We start from the raw sequence: 15213 nt of genomic DNA on the forward strand, positions 1-15213 counted from the left end.
CTGGCCTTGGCCAGAACCATCGTGATCGCAGCCGTCAGCGTCGTCTTGCCGTGGTCCACGTGACCGATCGTGCCGATGTTGCAATGCGGCTTGTTACGTTCGAACTTTTCCTTGGCCATGGCCAAACTCCTGATGGCCCGGCTCGGGGGCGCTGGTGCTTATCAAAAATATGGAGCGGGTAGACGGAATCGAACCGACATATTCAGCTTGGAAGGCTGCTGTATTACCATTATACTATACCCGCACAGAAACCACGGCAGTCCTTTGTTTTCACAAAGAAACTTCCGCAGCTGATCGTCCTCGAAAACCCTGCCGTCCGTATCGAAAGCGCGTGGTGGGGGAAGCAGGACTCGAACCTGCGAAGCTTACGCAGGGGATTTACAGTCCCCCCCCTTTGCCACTCGGGACATTCCCCCAGCGCGCTATGTCGATCCGTCCGAACCGTCCCTGACCAATCTTTCGACCGGCGTCGGAACAAAAGGCTTCGGGGTCGGGACACGCCTGAGATAGAGGGAGCGCCAGACCCGAAAGCCCTAGGGCTCCAAATCGGAGGGCGTCTTATAGTGTCGAGAAATCCAGAACGCAACGACCGGAAATCGGGCCAAAAGCCGACCGGCAAACCGGCCTTCAAAGGCCGGTCCGGCGACGCTTCGCCAGAGTCCAAAGGGGCGCCCAAGGGCGGTCCCGACCGCGGTGGCTGGAACCCCAACCCGCCAACCAAGGCCTTCTCCACCGCCGCGCCGCGCGCCGGGCGGGGCAAGGTCGACGCCGACGGCTTCGTGTGGGGCCGTCATCCTGTACTGGCGGCGCTGGCGAACCCGGCGCGCAAGGGCATGGGGCGTCTGCTGGCGACCGCCGATCGCGCCGCCGAGCTGGAACGCGACGGCATCCCCAACGGCCACAAGGTCGACGTGATCGAATCGCTGGCGCTGGAGCGGATGCTGCCCGCAGGCGCGGTGCACCAGGGCCTGGCCTTCAAGGTCCAGCCGCTGGAAGGCGTGGCGATCGAGGACTTCGCCGATCCGGCCGAGGGAATCATCGTCATGCTGGATCAACTGACCGACCCCCAGAACGTCGGGGCCATCTTCCGCTCGGCCCTGGCGTTCGGCGCGCGGGGAATCATCGTTCAGGACCGGCATTCGCCGGTGCTGGCCGGAGCGCTCGCCAAGGCGGCGGCCGGGGCGACGGAGCGCCTGCCGTGCGCGCGGGTGACGAATCTGTCCCGGGCGCTGGAGCGGCTGGCCGATCTGGGCTGGCGGGCGGTCGGACTGGATGGATCGTCCGAGGAACTGCTCGAGAATGCGCTGGATGACCGGCCGACCGTTCTGGTCATGGGCTCCGAAGGCGACGGCATCCGCCGTCTCGTCGCCGAACACTGCGACGTCCTGGCCAGGATCCCCATGCCGGGCGGCTTCGAGAGCCTCAACGTATCCAATGCGGCGGCCGTGGCCCTCTATGAAGCGACCAAGAAACAGCGCGGCTAGTGGCTTTCCTCCCCGTGGTCGTTCGGCGACGGGGAGGAGACTTGGCGCACGACGTTCGCGACGCTAGAGACCGCCAATGGAATTCCTCAGCTCTCCCGAACTCGCCAGCCAGTTGACCGCGCTCGGTCAGGTCATGGCCATCGACCTGGTGCTCGCAGGTGACAACGCCGTGGCCGTGGGCCTGGCCGCCGCCGCCCTTGCGCCCGAACAGCGCAAGAAGGCGATCCTGATCGGTCTGGCGGCCGCCGTCGTGCTGCGGATCGGTTTCGCCCTGATCACGGTGCAGCTTCTGGCCATTGTCGGCCTGCTGCTGGCGGGCGGCATCCTGCTGCTTTGGGTCTGCTGGAAGATGTGGCGCGAACTGCAGGAGCATAAGACTCACGACCAGGCCGAGGCCGAGGCCGAGCTCGAAACCGCCCTGTCCGCCCACCACGGCGGCGGACCGGCCCCCGAGGCCCTGGGCCTGAAGCGCAAGACCTTCGGCGCCGCCCTGCTGCAGATCATGATCGCCGACGTGACCATGTCGCTCGACAATGTGCTCGCCGTGGCCGGCGCGGCTCACGAGCATCCGTGGATCATGGTGTTCGGCCTGATCCTGTCCATCGCCCTGATGGGGCTGGCCGCGACCTTCATCGCCAAGCTGCTGAACAAGTACCGCTGGATCGGCTACATCGGCCTGGTCATCGTCCTGTACGTCGCCCTGCACATGATCTGGGACGGCGCGCGCTCGGTCGTGGTGCGGACCGGCAATCTGGAGCAATTCAACGCCGCCGCCCCGGCCTTCCTCGATATCTCCCCCTATGAGGTCGAGAAGTTCCAGCAGGGCGTGCGGACCGAGGACAGCGCCCTGCCCGGCACAGGCGAGCCCCTGACCTCGCCTGATGCAGCGGCGGAGGCCGCTTCCGCCCCGACCGGGACCGCAGTAGCCTCACCGGAGCCGGCAAAGGCGGAATAGTCCGCCGACCCGGCCGCAAGGCGGAGGCTGAAGTGAGCGTCATTCTGATTTCCGCGCTGATCGCGGGGCCGATGACGGCCGCGCCGGTCGCACCGCCCGCGGTCGTCGTCCAGGCGGGACCGCGATCCGTGCCGGTCGGCGACCCCCTGCGGCGGACGCTGCTGAATACGCTGCGTCCGTCGGTCGAGGACGAGCTGGGCCAGCCGGTTCAGTTCATGGTCGATACGCTGAAGATCCAGGGCGACTGGGCCTTCTACGCCGGCTCGGTGCAGCGCCCCGACGGCCGCCCCATCGACTTCGCCCAGGCCGGCTTCGCCGAAGCGATTGCCGAGGGCGTGTTCGACGGCCCGGCGACCTATGGGCTGATGCACCGCGTGAAAGGACGCTGGACGGTGACCGTCTTCGTCATCGGCCCGACCGACGTGGCCTATATCGGCTGGCCCGACGCCTACGGCGCGCCGCTGAGTCTGTTCGAATAGTCAGGCCCCGCGCAGCCAGCCGGTGATCGACACGCGGTCGGCCCCGGCCGACAGGGCGACCTGGGTCACCGAATGGGGGGCCGGGACCTTGAGCAGGTTCAGGGTGTTGAAGCGCGGGGTGAAGGCCTCGCCGACATTGCCCTCGGCATCGTGGAAGGCCAGCAGGCCGCCCCAGTCGATCCGCCAGCCGGGCGTCAGGCCCAGGACATAGGCATAGAGGCGGTTCTTCCCCTCGGCCGTGTCGTCATGCTCGGTCAGGAAGTGCCCCTTGCGGAAGCGGGTCAACTGGGCGTCGGCCGAGGCGATGCCGGGCTCGCCCGTCGCCTCCCGCATCAGGCCTAGGAAGGCCTTGCCGTTGAGGAAGGCGACCAGATCGGCCCAGACGGGAGCGGCTGCTCCGGCTTCGGCGAGATCGTAGATCGGATGTTTGTCGAACAGGTACTGAAACGCGTCAGTCGCGGCGGCCTGGACAGCCTGGCCCAGGGTCTGACGCTGGTGCGGCTCCAGCGAATACAGCCAGGCGCCGGGGAGATCGACATGACCGGTCGAGCGGCGGGTGACGACGTTGAAGTCGGGCTGCTCCGCTTCGGCCCGCAGGTGTTCGGCACAGGAAGCCGCCAGCAGGTCGTGAAGTTGGGCGCGGCCGGTGGCGGCGAGGCGCTCGCGCACCGCCGAGAGGGTCGCCGGGGAGTGATCCGCCAGCGTGGGCTTCACTGAGCCCCTCCGAACCGCTCGCTCCATTCGGCGACCTGGACGTCCTCGATCTTCCTGAACAGGACCTCGGCCGCAGCGACAGTCTGACCGCGCGGGAGTTGGTCCAGAAGCGCGGCGTTGGGGGCGGGCCAGCTGAGATCCGTCTCGCCCACGGCGGCGACGATCTTCCCGGCCGAGAAGGGCATGACGGGCGCGGCGATGCGGGCGAACAGGGCGACGAGGTTCAGGCCCGTGCGAACACCCACGGCGGCGCGATCGACATCGGTCTTGAACGCGGTCCAGGGCGCGGCTTCCTGCAGGTATTCGTTGCCCAGGACCCAGACGGCGCGCAGGGCCTGGCAGGCCTTGCGGAACTCCAGGGCCTCGAAGGCCTCGGTCGCCTCGGCGATGCCGGCGCGGATGTCGGCGTCGAGCTTGGCTTCCAAGGGGCCGGGTTCGCCGCCCTCGGGGACGACGCCGTCGAATTTCGACTCGGCGAACTTGACGATGCGGTTGACGAAATTGCCCAGGACGTCGGCCAGGTCCTTGTTCGTCGTCGACTGGAACTGTTCCCAGGTGAAGGCCGCATCCGACCCTTCCGGCCCATAGGCCGTCAGATGCCAGCGCCAGTAGTCGGCGGGCAGGATCTCCAGCGCCTGGTCCATAAAGACGCCGCGCTTCTGCGACGTGGAGAACTTGCCGCCGTACCAGTTCAGCCAGTTGAAGGCCTTCAGCGTATCGACGGTCTTCCACGGCTCGCCGGAGCCGAGAATGGTCGCGGGGAAGCTGACGGTGTGGAAGGCGACGTTGTCCTTGCCCATGAACTGGACGTAGCGGACGTCGTCCGCGCCCTCGTCCAGCCGCCACCAGTCGCGCCAGGTCGTGCCGTTGGCCTCGGCCCATTCCTCGGTCGCGCCGATATATTCGATCGGGGCGTCGAACCAGACGTAGAAGACCTTGCCCTCCATGCCCGGACGCGAACCGCCGTCGGGGCCGACCACCGGCACGCCCCACTTCAGGTCGCGGGTGATGCCCCGGTCGATCAGACCTTCGTCGAGGTGTTTGAGCGCGATCGAACGGGCCAGGGTCTGCCAGTCGGTCTTCGACTCGATCCAGGCGCGGATCTGGCCCTCGATCTTCGTCTGCAGCAGATAGAGGTGGCGGGTGTCGCGAACCTCCAGATTGGTCGAGCCCGAAACCGAAGAATAGGGGGCGATCAGGTCGGTCGGGTCCAGCAGGCGGCCGCAGTTGTCGCACTGGTCGCCGCGCGCGCCCACGTGGCCGCAGTGGGGGCAGGTCCCCTCGACATAGCGGTCGGGCAGGAAGCGGGCGTCGTCGATCGAATAGATCATCCGGTCGACCCGTTCCTCGATCAGGCCGTTCTCCTCCAGCACCTTGGCAAAATGCTGGGTCAGGCGGCGGTTGGGCTCGCGCGAGGAGCGACCGAACCAGTCGTAGCTGAGGCCGAAGGCGGCGCCGGCGGCCTTCTGGATCTCGTGCTGTTCGTCGCAATAGGTCTGGACGTCCTGACCCGCGGCGCCGGCGGCCAGTTCGGCAGGCGTACCGTGTTCGTCGGTGGCGCAGATGTAGAGGGTCTCGTGCCCCTGGGCGCGCTTGAAGCGGGCGAAGACGTCGGCCGGCAGCATCGAGCCCGCCAGATTCCCCAGATGCTTGATGCCGTTGATGTAGGGCAGCGCCGAGGTGATGAGGATGCGGGCCATGATCGTCCGATGTTGGGGAAGGCGACCATATAGAGAGGGGCGGGCCCGGCGGCAAAGTCCTAGCTGAACGCCGTGAATCCGAGCTGCACCGCCATGGCCAGCAGGGCCAGGGTCCCGACGGCAAAGGCGTTGAATCGCAGCCTCACATTGTTGCCGTTCAGATGGATCAGGCTATGGGCCAGGCGCGAGGCGACGAAGATCCACGCTGTGACGGCCAGGCCCGGCCCCGTCGCCCCCAGATGCAGGGCCAGCAGCACCAGAACGTAGAACAGCACCGGCGTCTCGAACTGGTTGGCGTAGTTGTTGGAGATCAGGCGAACCGGCGCGGGCCAGGCGTCGTTAGAGGCCGCGACCGCCGCGAGCGGGACCTCGCGCCGACGCAGGGCACCGATTCGGGACACGCCGACGAGGCCGACAAGGCCGAGGGTCAGGGCGATCTGGACCAGAAGGGGGGCGATCAGGGACATCGGGCGACTCCGAGTTTTGAATCGCTACTCTCTCCGGGTCGACCCTAAGGCAACGCTTGAGCCGAATCCGGCAGCCTTCTGGCCACCCGCATGAACCGCCCCGTCAACAGGGCGGAAGACACCAGGCTGGCGATGATCACGGCCCAGACCAGGCCATTGACCCCGATCTGGTGCGCCAGGACCCAGCCCAAAGGCATCATGACCCCGCCATAGGCGGCGAAGTGGATGATCGTCGGCCACCAGACATCGCCCGCTGCGCGGTTGGCCTGGGCGGCGACGACCTGGATTCCGTCGGCCACGAAGAACAGGGTCGCAAGAACCAGGGCGGGCGCAGCGATGGCCAGCAGCAGGGGATCACGATTGTAGGCCCCGACCATCAGATGCGCGCTGGGCCAGACCAGCAGGGCGACGATCAGGGTCAGGCCGGTGACCACGCCGATCCCGACCAGGCCTGCCCGCAACGCGCCTTCGCTGTCCCCTGCCCCATAGGCGCGACCGACAAGCACAGCCGTCGCCGACGACAGGCCCATGGGAACCATGAAAACGATCGCGGACACGTTCAGCACCACGGCCCAGGCGGCGGTCTCGTTGGCACCCAGCTGACCGGCGATGAAGGTCATGGCGGCGAAGGCCGCGACCTCAATGAAATAGGACGAGCCGCCGCCATAGCCGATGCGGCGCTGTTCGGCGGCGGCGACCGGATCGGGCCTCGGCCGGGTGAAGATCCCCAGCGCCCGCGCCTCCGGCAGGCGGACAATGTAGATCACCAGGAAGATCGCCAGCGCCGCCCGCGCCGCGAAGGTCGCCCAGCAGGACGCCTCGGCGCCATTGATGCCGAGGCCGAGCAGATCGGGCACCAGCAGCAGGTTGAGGGCCAGATTGACGCCGTTGGCGACCCACATGGCGACCATGCCGGGCTTGGGTTTGCCGAGCGCCTCGAGGAAGAACTGGGCCGCGACCGACACAAGATAGGCCGGCATCGACAGGGCGAGCACGATCAGGGCCGGGCCCGCGCCCTCGGCCAGACCGGCCTCGAGGTTGAGCTGGCGGAGGAGCCAGGGGCCGAGAAACACGAGGGCGATGCAGGCGGCGACGCCGAGCTGCAGCGCATAGACGAGCCCGCGCCGGAGGACGGCGCCGACCTCGGCGCGGCGTCCCTCGCCCAGCATCCGGGCCGTCATGACCTGGACCCCGAACAGCAGGCCGACGGCAGTGACCACGATGATCGAATGCGGTGCCCAGGCCAGCGAATGGAAGGCCAGCTCCCGCGAGGCGTAGTTGCCGACCACGATCGCGTCGGTCAGCCCCATGGTCATGATGCCGATGCGCGCCAGCACCACCGGCCAGGCCAGGGTCAAGAGCTCGCGCGTCGCGGTGCGGGTGGAGGGGGAGAGCATGGTGGCGGGTGACTGGTGATGGAGGGTTGAAGCGGTCGTCGCGGGTTGGCGGGATTACGTCACCGGAGGCCTGTTCACCAGCTGCCAATCACGAACCATGTTCACCAGGCCCCCATCTCGCGGAGCTGTTTCGCCAGATCCTCGGGCATGTCGCCGGCGTCGAGCGAAGACAGGTCCGGCGGGGCGTCTTTCGGCTCGAGGTAGCGCCAGCCCTGGAAGGGGCGACGGGCCTGGGGCGCGGTGCGGATGACCTCGGGCGACAGCTTGATCAGGCACATGGAGGCCTTGCCCTCCCCACTGGTCGAGACATCCAGAATGGGCATCCGGCAGGTCACCGAGCCCTTCATCACCCAGTAGAGGGAGCCGCCGTCCTCGAGCTCGGGCGCGCGCTTGGGCGTCATCCGGGTGTTGACGGTCAGCCATTCGCCCTTGGCCGCGCGGCGTTCCAGTGTTTCTATGTGGACGACGCCGACGCACAGCTTGATCATGTGGAGAGGCATGGGCGGTCACTAGCATCTCCCTCCCCGACCGGGGAGGGTCGTCGCGAAGCGACGGGGTGGGAACGGCGGGTGATGCGGATGCAGGAGGGCGGCGTTTCGCCTTGCCGCCCCCACCCGGTCTCCGCCGCGCTGCGACCACCCTCCCCCGAGGGGGAGGGAGAGACTTATGTGCTAGCCTCGACCTTCGCCAGCACGGCGTCAGCGGTCACCTGATCCCCGACGGCGAAGCCGATCTCGCCGACCACGCCGTCGAACGGCGCGACAAGGGCGTGCTCCATCTTCATGGCCTCAAGCACGATGATCGGCTGGCCCCTGGTCACGATGTCGCCGGCCCTGGCGGGCGTGGCGACGATCTTGCCGGGCATGGGGGCGCGGAGGGAGCCGTCCGAGGCTGAGCCACCGCCGGCCCTTTCCGCCACGCCGCCGCGCCAGGCGACACTGATCGCCTCACCATCGGCGAACAGGATGTCGCCGTCATCCTCTCCATAGGCCCAGTTGAAGACCCGATCACCGACCAGAACCTGCTGGTTGACGACCTCGGCCGGAATCTGATCCGCGCCAATCAGCCATTTGAACCCGTCCGTCGTGTCGGTCAGGACGGGCCGGACGACGGGCTTGCTGCCGATGCGGGCGGCATAGCTGGCGCTCGACGGGCCATTCAGGCGGAAGCCGAACGTCGCGCCGGGCAGGCCCTCGAACGGCGACGCCCTGTCTGCGCCTTTGAACCCGGTGCGGGAATGCCACTCGTCTTCGGCCGCCAGGGCGATGGCGGCGGCTTCGATGTCCGGGTCGTGCGCGGCCGCCAATGTGTCCGCCTCCGCCGCGATCAGGCCCGTATCGACATCGGCCGTCACGAAACGGGGATGGCGCAGCAGGCGGGTCAGGAAGCCGGCGTTGGTCCTGACCGGCCAGACCTCGACCTCGCCGCAGGCCTGCGCCAGACGCTCCGCCGCCGCCGCCCGCGTGTCTTCATGCACGATCAGCTTGGCGATCATCGGGTCGTAGAACTGGCTGACCTCGCCGCCCTGTTCGACGCCGGTGTCGACACGGATGTCGTCAGGCAGCACGAAATGATCCAGCCGCCCGATCGAGGGCAGGAAGCCGTTGGCCGGATCCTCGGCGTAGAGGCGGGCCTCCATGGCCCAGCCGTTCATCGGGATATCGGCCTGTTTCAGCGGCACGGGCTCGCCCGCCGCGGCGCGGAACTGCCATTCGACCAGGTCGACGCCGGTGATGGCCTCGGTGACCGGGTGTTCGACCTGCAGCCGGGTGTTCATCTCCATGAACCAGATACGGTCGGCCTTGAGCCCGTCGGAGGCGTCGGCGATGAACTCGATGGTGCCCGCGCCGATATAGTTCACGGCTTTCGCTGCCTTCACCGCCGCTGAGGTGACGGCCTCGCGGGTCGCGGCGTCCATGCCCGGGGCCGGGGCCTCCTCGATGACCTTCTGGTGGCGGCGCTGCAGGGAGCAGTCGCGCTCGTACAGGTGGACGACCTCGCCGTGGCTGTCGCCGAAGACCTGAACCTCGATGTGGCGGGGTGAGAGGATGTATTTCTCGATCAGCACCCGGTCGTCGCCGAAGCTGGAGGCCGCCTCGCGTCGGCACGAGGCCAGGCCGTCGAGGAAGGCTTCGCCGGCGTCGACGCGCCGCATCCCCTTGCCGCCGCCGCCCGCGACCGCCTTGATCAGGACCGGATAGCCGATGGCGTCGGCCTCGGATTTCAGCCGGTCGGGCGACTGGTCCTCGCCCATATAGCCGGGCGTGACCGGGACCCCGGCCTCGACCATCAGCTTTTTGGCGGCGTCCTTGAGGCCCATGGCGCGGATCGAGGCCGGCGGGGCGCCGATCCAGACGATGCCCGCCGCCATCACCGCCTCGGCGAACTCGGCGTTCTCCGACAGGAAGCCGTAGCCGGGGTGGATGGCCTCGGCGCCCGTGGCCCTGGCCGCCGCCAAGACCTTGTCGGCGACGAGGTAGGATTCGCGCGCCGCCGCCGGGCCGATCAGGACGGCCTCATCGGCCTCGCGGACATGAAGGGCCCCGGCGTCGGCCTCTGAATAGACGGCGATCGTGCGGATCCCCATCCGCTTTGCGGTGCGGAAGACGCGACAGGCGATCTCGCCACGATTGGCGACCAGGACTGACTTAAACATGGGCCCGGTTTAGAGGGGCGGAGGGCGATTGTCTCCTCCCTCGCCGGGGGAGCGCGACTCCAAAAAAGAGTCGACAGAGTCGACAGAGTCTACATCGACGGACGTGTGGCGGCGACGATGTCAAAGACCGGGAGACAGTGTCTCACGGTTTTCAGGGGCGCCTGGAATAAGGCTATAAATCACGGCCGGGCGTTGGAATTACAGAGAAATTCCGGGCGTGCGTTGATGGGTATGGCGTGGGATCTCCTTCTCCCCTTGTGGGAGAAGGTGGCAGCCGAAGGCTGACGGATGAGGGGTCACTCCGGCGGCTGAAGTCATGGATGGACCACTGCTCATTCGGCTGGAGCCGGTGTCACCCCTCACCCGCCGGCGCAAGGACGATCGCTGCGCTCTCGTGCGCCGCCTCCCTCTCCCGCAAGGGGAGAGGGCAAGTCCCCTATTCCGCCCAGCGCGGGGCGCGCTTGTCGAGGAAGGCGCGGACGCCTTCCTGGCCTTCGTCGGAGACGCGGGCGCGGGCGATGCGTTTGGCGGTCTCCTCCATCAGGCCGTGATCGATGTGGCGTCCGGCGACGTCGCGAACCAGTCGCTTGGCCTCGCCCATGGCGCCGGGGGCGTTCTGGGTCAGGCTGTCGGTCAGCATGGAGATGAACTCGTCCATCGAGCCCTCGGGCAGGACCATGTCGACGATCCCGGCGTGGGCGGCATAGTCGGCGTCGAAGATATTGGCGGTCAGGAACAGCTGCTTCGCGCGGCGGGCGCCGACGGCCTCGATCACATAGGGAGCGATGGTCGCGGGGATGAGCCCCAGCTTGACCTCGGAGAAGGCGAAACGGCTGCCCTCGACCGCCACGGCCATGTCGCAGGCGCAGACGATGCCGGCCCCGCCGCCCATGGCCGCGCCCTCGACGAGGGCGACCGTCAGGGCCGGGATGTCATGCAGGGCCTTGAGCATTTTCGCCAGCATCATGGCGTCGCCGCGGTTGTCGCTCTCGGACCAGCCGGCGGCGTCGGCCATCCAGTTCAGATCTCCGCCGGCGCTGAAGGTGCCGCCCGCGCCGCGGATGAAGACGACGCGCACGTTGTCGGCCCCGTGCAGCGTCTCGAACGTCTCGTACAGGGCCGCGACGGTGGCGGCGTCGAAGGCGTTCTTCTTGTGCGGCCGGTTGATGGTGACGAACACCACGCCGTCGGCGGTGCCGTCCACCTGGATCAGGTCGTCGTTCGCGTCGGGCGCCGGGTCGCTCAACAGCGGGTGGGAGATCGCATTGATCTCGGCGGCCTCGGCATCGGTGATGTCCAGGGCGTTCAGGTCGGCTTCGGTGGGTTTGTCGGTCATGGGAAACTCCTCAATCACATCCTGAACACGCCAAAGGTCGTGTCGGCTATCGGTGCGTTCAAACTGGCCGAGATGGCCAGACCGAGAACGTCGCGGGTCTGGGTCGGGTCGATGACTCCGTCGTCCCAGAGGCGGGCGGTGGCATGGTAGGGATTGCCCTCGTCCTCGTATTTCTGACGAACGGGCGCCTTGAAGGCTTCGGCCTGTTCGGGAGTCCAGCTGTCGGCGTCGCGGTGGACGGTGGCGAGGACGCTGGCCGCCTGTTCCCCGCCCATGACGCTGATCCGGCTGTTGGGCCAGGTGAACAGGAAGCGCGGGCCGAAGGCGCGGCCGCACATGCCGTAGTTGCCGGCGCCGAAGGAGCCGCCGATCAGGATGGTGAACTTGGGCACGCCGGCCGAGGCGACGGCGGTGACCAGCTTGGCCCCGTCCTTGGCGATGCCGCCGGCCTCGTATTTTCCGCCGACCATGAAGCCGGAGATATTCTGCAGGAAGACGAGCGGGATCTTCCGCTTGCAGGCCAGTTCGATGAAGTGGGCGCCCTTCAGCGCGCTCTCGGAGAACAGCACGCCGTTGTTGGCCAGGATGGCGACCGGATAGCCCCAGATGCGGGCGAAGCCGCAGACCAGGGTGGTGCCGTACAGCGATTTGAACTCCTCGAACTCCGAGCCGTCGACGAGGCGGCCGATGACCTCGCGCACGTCATAGGGAGCGCGGACGTCGTCGGGGATGAGGCCGTAGAGTTCGGCGGGGTCGAGAACGGGATCACACGGCTCGCGCACGTCCATGTCGACGCGTTTGACGCTGTTCAGGTGGCCGACGATGTCGCGCACGATCTCCAGCGCGTGTTCGTCGTTGTCGGCAACATAGTCGACGACGCCGGACTTCCGCGAATGGGTCTCGGCACCGCCCAGGTCCTCGGCCGAGATGACCTCGCCGGTGGCGGCCTTCACCAGCGGCGGGCCGGCCAGGAAAATGGTGCCCTGGTTCCTGACGATGACCGTCTCGTCGGACATGGCCGGGACATAGGCGCCGCCGGCGGTGCAGGAGCCCATGACGCAGGCGATCTGGGGGATGCCCTTGGCCGACATCTGCGCCTGGTTGAAGAAGATGCGGCCGAAGTGGTCGCGGTCAGGGAAGACCTCGGCCTGATGCGGCAGGTTGGCCCCGCCGGAATCGACCAGATAGACGCAGGGGAGATTGTTCTGTTCGGCGATCTCCTGGGCCCGCAGGTGCTTCTTCACCGTCATCGGGAAATAGGCGCCGCCCTTCACCGTCGGGTCGTTGGCGACGATCATGACCTCGCGGCCCGAGACCCGGCCGACGCCGCAGATCATGCCGGCGCCCGGCGCCGCGTCGCCGTACATGCCGTTAGCGGCGAGCTGGCCGACCTCAAGGAAGGGCGAGCCTGGATCGAGCAGGCGTTCGACGCGGTCGCGAGGCAGAAGCTTGCCGCGCGAGACGTGGCGGTCGCGGCTGGCGTCCGATCCGCCGCGACCGGCCTTGGCCACCCGCTCGCGCAGCTCGACGTTCAGGGCCGTGTTGTGGGCGTGGAGCGCCTTGAAGGTCGGCGATTGCGGGTCGATGGCGGAGGTCAGCTTCGGCATGGCGCGAGGTTTACGAGCGGTCGCGACGGAAGGCAAAGGGTGCGCAACGGTCTCTCCCTCCCCGTCCGGGGAGGGTGGCCGCGAAGCGGCCGGGTGGGGGCGGCCGGCGAGCCGGACGCCGATTGCCCGTGTTTCGCCGCGCCCTCCCCACCCGGTCTCCGCTTCGCGCCGACCACCCTCCCCCGAGGGGGAGGGAGAGGGTTACTTTCGGAGCAGCCGGTCGCGCGCCGCATTCAGCCGTGCCGCCAATCCCTCGGTGCCGCCCTGATCCGGGTGGGCGCGCCCCATGAGACGGCGCCAGGCGGCGTTGATCGCTTCGGGGGTGGCGTCGGCCCCGACGCCGAGGATCGAGCGGGCGTCGACGTCCCCCAGGGTTTCGCGCTTCGCGGCGACCTGCCGGATGCGAGACGCAACGGTCAACCAAAGCGCCGCCCCGACCAGCGCGCCGCCGCTGATCCACGCGCCCTTCGACAGGGCCAGCGCTCCTCCGGCCAGCATGGCGGCCGATACGAGCGTGGCGGCGACTCGCCATTGGCCGCGCCGGGGACCTTCGGTCTGACGGCCCAGCCGGACCAGGGCCCAGACTCCGATGCCGACCAGCACCAGCCAGATCAGACCCATGGCGGGACCTGGGTCAGGCCGCCGCGTCCAGGGCCGGCAGAGCGACCTCATCCAGGCCGAGCGACTGCATCAGATTGCGCATCTCCTGACGCGCGGCGACGTGGGCCAGGGACACGGCCACGGGGCGGACCTCGTTTGACAGGTCTGCGACGGTCAGGCCGAAAGGGAAGAGCTCGCGGTAGATGACCCGGTCTCGCAGGCCCGGGCCGACGCGGAAGCCGACCCGCTTGGCCAGTTTCTGCATCTTGTCGTCCAGGCGACGGCGGTTGCGGGCCTCGGCGACGGCGAGGCGGTTGGTGATGATGACCCAGTCGATGGCGGCGTGGCGGCCTTCCGAGATCGCGCGGTGCTTGCGGGCCTCCCAGACGCTCTCGGAATAGGTGGAGGGCTTGAGAAGGTCGAGCGTCACCGGATCGACCGTGCCCAGCATGTCGAAGTCGACGAAGCTGTCGTTCATCGGGGTGACGATCTGGTCGGCGCGGGCGTGGGCCGCGCGTGACAGGGCGGTGTCGCCGCCGGGGGTGTCGATCAGGATGATTTCGGCGCCTTGCGCCTCGGCGAAGGCGGCCTCGAAGCAGGCGATCTGGTCGGCCTCGCCGGCCCTGGCCAGAGCCTTGCCGTCGCCGAGATCCGGCTCGATCGGCATGGGCAGGATCACGCCGTTGGCGGCGGTCCAGGCGGCGCGGTGGGCAAAGAAGTGACTCATGGATCGCTGGCGCAGGTCCAGGTCCAGGATGGCCACCCGCCGGCCCGCGTGCAGCAGTCCGCACACGATATGGATGGCGAGGGTGGACTTGCCCGCCCCGCCCTTTTCGTTGCCGACGACGATGACCTGAGGCTGCGTCATGAACCGATGATCCGAAAGCTGGCGACGACCGACTCACTCGCCGGTCGCCATGGTTCGCCAGAATCGGGCTCGCCGTCGCCTTCGTCAACGAAAGGTTAAAAGACGGCTGTGGATGGGATCGTCGGGGCTCACCGCTCCCCTATACCCGTGCACCCCGGCGAAGGCCGGGGTGCACGGATGATGGATTGGGAGGCTAGCCCCGGCGCAGGCAACCCAGCTGTGCCGCATCGGCGGCGCGGCAGACGGCGCGGGCGGCGTCGGCGGGGGCGACGACCTTGAGGCGGGTCAGGCGGCGCCCATCGACCTCAACCGCTTCGAACACAGGAGACAGTTCGGCAACCGCATGGCCGGCTGAGGCAATACGCGTCCAGGCGGCGCGGGCGGCGCCCGGGCTGGAGAAGGCGCCGAGTTGAAGCGTCGTGCGAGGCGACGCAGGCGCAGTTGGTGCCGCCGTAGTGGCGCGGACCACAGCGCGTTCGACATGGTGCGCCTGCATTCGGTCCGAGACCTGCTGGACGACCGCCTCAGCCACCATGGGAGCCGCGGCCTCGATCAGGGCGGGTGCGGCGCGTTCGACCGCGCCGCGCAGGCCGGCGTCGCGCGCGTCCCACAGATCATGCGGATCCATGACCTCGACCCGCAGCGCGCCGGGGTTCACGACCGCCTCGGTCATGGCCAGCGCGGGACGCAGGCCGCCCTCGGCCGCCGAGCGCACGGGTCGATGCACACTGTGGCGCTGCCCCCCGTCAAGAGGGATATCGGCCACGGCCTGGGCCATGGACTCGAACCGGTGCGGGTCGCCCTCGACCAGGCTGCACGACGAGGTCGCGAGGCCGGCGAGACCGAGGAGCACTGGACGAAGCATTCTGCTGGGCGTCATAAGCCGACCCTTAGCCGGGCACCTTTTGCCGTCCCGTGCACGAACAGGCTTAAGTCGAAGGGTTAACCCG

General features: G+C 68.2%; 15 protein-coding genes and 2 tRNA genes. 3 read left to right on the forward strand and 14 right to left on the reverse strand.

The genetic code is table 11. The features are described 5' to 3' along the window. From ACP7AU_RS12590 to ACP7AU_RS12600, 3 genes are all read right to left on the reverse strand, one after another. The coding region (locus ACP7AU_RS12590) for a GTP-binding protein (protein WP_426038994.1) at positions 1–119 on the reverse strand (119 nt) is incomplete at its 3' end. A gap of 51 nt (positions 120–170) precedes the next feature. After that, positions 171–244: transfer RNA gene (locus tag ACP7AU_RS12595), tRNA-Gly, on the reverse strand. Positions 245–332: 88 nt separating this feature from the next. Next, a tRNA-Tyr gene (locus ACP7AU_RS12600) sits at positions 333–416 on the reverse strand. A 147-nt stretch (positions 417–563) separates the two neighbouring features. On the opposite strand from ACP7AU_RS12600, the gene rlmB reads away from it, so the two are divergent. The 3 genes from rlmB (at position 564) to ACP7AU_RS12615 (ending at position 2918) form a co-directional block, all read left to right on the forward strand. Next, on the forward strand, positions 564–1484 hold the full coding sequence (rlmB, locus tag ACP7AU_RS12605; RefSeq protein ID WP_426051605.1) for a 23S rRNA (guanosine(2251)-2'-O)-methyltransferase RlmB: 921 nt from the start codon (positions 564–566) through the stop codon (positions 1482–1484). A gap of 76 nt (positions 1485–1560) precedes the next feature. Further along, positions 1561–2439 carry a TerC family protein gene (locus ACP7AU_RS12610; RefSeq protein ID WP_426039528.1) on the forward strand — a complete coding sequence of 293 codons (879 nt, stop codon included), beginning with the start codon at positions 1561–1563 and terminating at the stop codon, positions 2437–2439. 32 nt (positions 2440–2471) lie between these two features. Continuing rightward, positions 2472–2918, forward strand: coding sequence for a hypothetical protein (locus ACP7AU_RS12615; RefSeq protein ID WP_426039529.1), 447 nt, complete (start codon positions 2472–2474; stop codon positions 2916–2918). Here ACP7AU_RS12615 and ACP7AU_RS12620 read toward each other — a convergent pair whose 3' ends face one another. The 11 genes from ACP7AU_RS12620 to ACP7AU_RS12670 form a co-directional block, all read right to left on the reverse strand. Continuing rightward, the gene (locus tag ACP7AU_RS12620) at positions 2919–3632 is read right to left on the reverse strand and encodes a 2OG-Fe(II) oxygenase (RefSeq protein WP_426051606.1); all 714 of its coding nucleotides are present in this window, start codon (positions 3630–3632) and stop codon (positions 2919–2921) included. Then, the gene (metG, locus tag ACP7AU_RS12625) at positions 3629–5332 is read right to left on the reverse strand and encodes a methionine--tRNA ligase (RefSeq protein WP_426051607.1); all 1704 of its coding nucleotides are present in this window, start codon (positions 5330–5332) and stop codon (positions 3629–3631) included. Before metG ends, ACP7AU_RS12620 begins: the two co-directional genes overlap by 4 nt. A gap of 59 nt (positions 5333–5391) precedes the next feature. Next, positions 5392–5799 (reverse strand): MAPEG family protein, encoded by a 408-nt coding sequence (locus ACP7AU_RS12630; protein ID WP_426051608.1) that lies wholly within the window; start codon positions 5797–5799, stop codon positions 5392–5394. A 44-nt stretch (positions 5800–5843) separates the two neighbouring features. Beyond that, positions 5844–7196 carry an MATE family efflux transporter gene (locus ACP7AU_RS12635; RefSeq protein WP_426051609.1) on the reverse strand — a complete coding sequence of 451 codons (1353 nt, stop codon included), beginning with the start codon at positions 7194–7196 and terminating at the stop codon, positions 5844–5846. Between the two features lie 101 nt (positions 7197–7297). Further along, a complete protein-coding gene (locus tag ACP7AU_RS12640) occupies positions 7298–7696 on the reverse strand; it encodes a DUF1489 domain-containing protein (protein WP_426051610.1) in 399 nt (132 codons plus the stop codon). A 164-nt stretch (positions 7697–7860) separates the two neighbouring features. After that, positions 7861–9852: an acetyl/propionyl/methylcrotonyl-CoA carboxylase subunit alpha gene (locus tag ACP7AU_RS12645; RefSeq protein ID WP_426051611.1), complete on the reverse strand. Its 1992-nt coding sequence runs from the start codon at positions 9850–9852 to the stop codon at positions 7861–7863. Positions 9853–10288: 436 nt separating this feature from the next. Continuing rightward, a complete protein-coding gene (locus ACP7AU_RS12650; protein ID WP_426051612.1) occupies positions 10289–11188 on the reverse strand; it encodes an enoyl-CoA hydratase-related protein in 900 nt (299 codons plus the stop codon). Between the two features lie 14 nt (positions 11189–11202). Further along, positions 11203–12795, reverse strand: a complete 1593-nt coding sequence (locus tag ACP7AU_RS12655; protein WP_426051613.1) for a carboxyl transferase domain-containing protein — start codon at positions 12793–12795, stop codon at positions 11203–11205. A 201-nt stretch (positions 12796–12996) separates the two neighbouring features. Next, positions 12997–13416: a J domain-containing protein gene (locus ACP7AU_RS12660; RefSeq protein WP_426039539.1), complete on the reverse strand. Its 420-nt coding sequence runs from the start codon at positions 13414–13416 to the stop codon at positions 12997–12999. Between the two features lie 13 nt (positions 13417–13429). Continuing rightward, positions 13430–14263 carry a division plane positioning ATPase MipZ gene (locus ACP7AU_RS12665; RefSeq protein WP_426051614.1) on the reverse strand — a complete coding sequence of 278 codons (834 nt, stop codon included), beginning with the start codon at positions 14261–14263 and terminating at the stop codon, positions 13430–13432. A gap of 193 nt (positions 14264–14456) precedes the next feature. Next, positions 14457–15143 carry an SPOR domain-containing protein gene (locus ACP7AU_RS12670; protein WP_426051615.1) on the reverse strand — a complete coding sequence of 229 codons (687 nt, stop codon included), beginning with the start codon at positions 15141–15143 and terminating at the stop codon, positions 14457–14459. Positions 15144–15213 lie beyond the last annotated feature (70 nt).

Source organism: Brevundimonas sp. SL161 (assembly GCF_049896985.1).
Lineage (GTDB): Bacteria > Pseudomonadota > Alphaproteobacteria > Caulobacterales > Caulobacteraceae > Brevundimonas.

Excerpts from the sequence above, each read along its gene's own strand:
- ACP7AU_RS12610 (WP_426039528.1), top strand. The coding sequence starts at position 1,561 with ATGGAATTCCTCAGCTCTCCCGAACTCGCCAGCCAGTTGACCGCGCTC.
- metG (WP_426051607.1), bottom strand. The coding sequence starts at position 5,332 with ATGGCCCGCATCCTCATCACCTCGGCGCTGCCCTACATCAACGGCATC.
- ACP7AU_RS12630 (WP_426051608.1), bottom strand. The coding sequence starts at position 5,799 with ATGTCCCTGATCGCCCCCCTTCTGGTCCAGATCGCCCTGACCCTCGGC.
- ACP7AU_RS12635 (WP_426051609.1), bottom strand. The coding sequence starts at position 7,196 with ATGCTCTCCCCCTCCACCCGCACCGCGACGCGCGAGCTCTTGACCCTG.
- ACP7AU_RS12640 (WP_426051610.1), bottom strand. The coding sequence starts at position 7,696 with ATGCCTCTCCACATGATCAAGCTGTGCGTCGGCGTCGTCCACATAGAA.
- ACP7AU_RS12645 (WP_426051611.1), bottom strand. The coding sequence starts at position 9,852 with ATGTTTAAGTCAGTCCTGGTCGCCAATCGTGGCGAGATCGCCTGTCGC.
- ACP7AU_RS12650 (WP_426051612.1), bottom strand. The coding sequence starts at position 11,188 with ATGACCGACAAACCCACCGAAGCCGACCTGAACGCCCTGGACATCACC.
- ACP7AU_RS12655 (WP_426051613.1), bottom strand. The coding sequence starts at position 12,795 with ATGCCGAAGCTGACCTCCGCCATCGACCCGCAATCGCCGACCTTCAAG.
- ACP7AU_RS12660 (WP_426039539.1), bottom strand. The coding sequence starts at position 13,416 with ATGGGTCTGATCTGGCTGGTGCTGGTCGGCATCGGAGTCTGGGCCCTG.
- ACP7AU_RS12665 (WP_426051614.1), bottom strand. The coding sequence starts at position 14,263 with ATGACGCAGCCTCAGGTCATCGTCGTCGGCAACGAAAAGGGCGGGGCG.
- ACP7AU_RS12670 (WP_426051615.1), bottom strand. The coding sequence starts at position 15,143 with ATGACGCCCAGCAGAATGCTTCGTCCAGTGCTCCTCGGTCTCGCCGGC.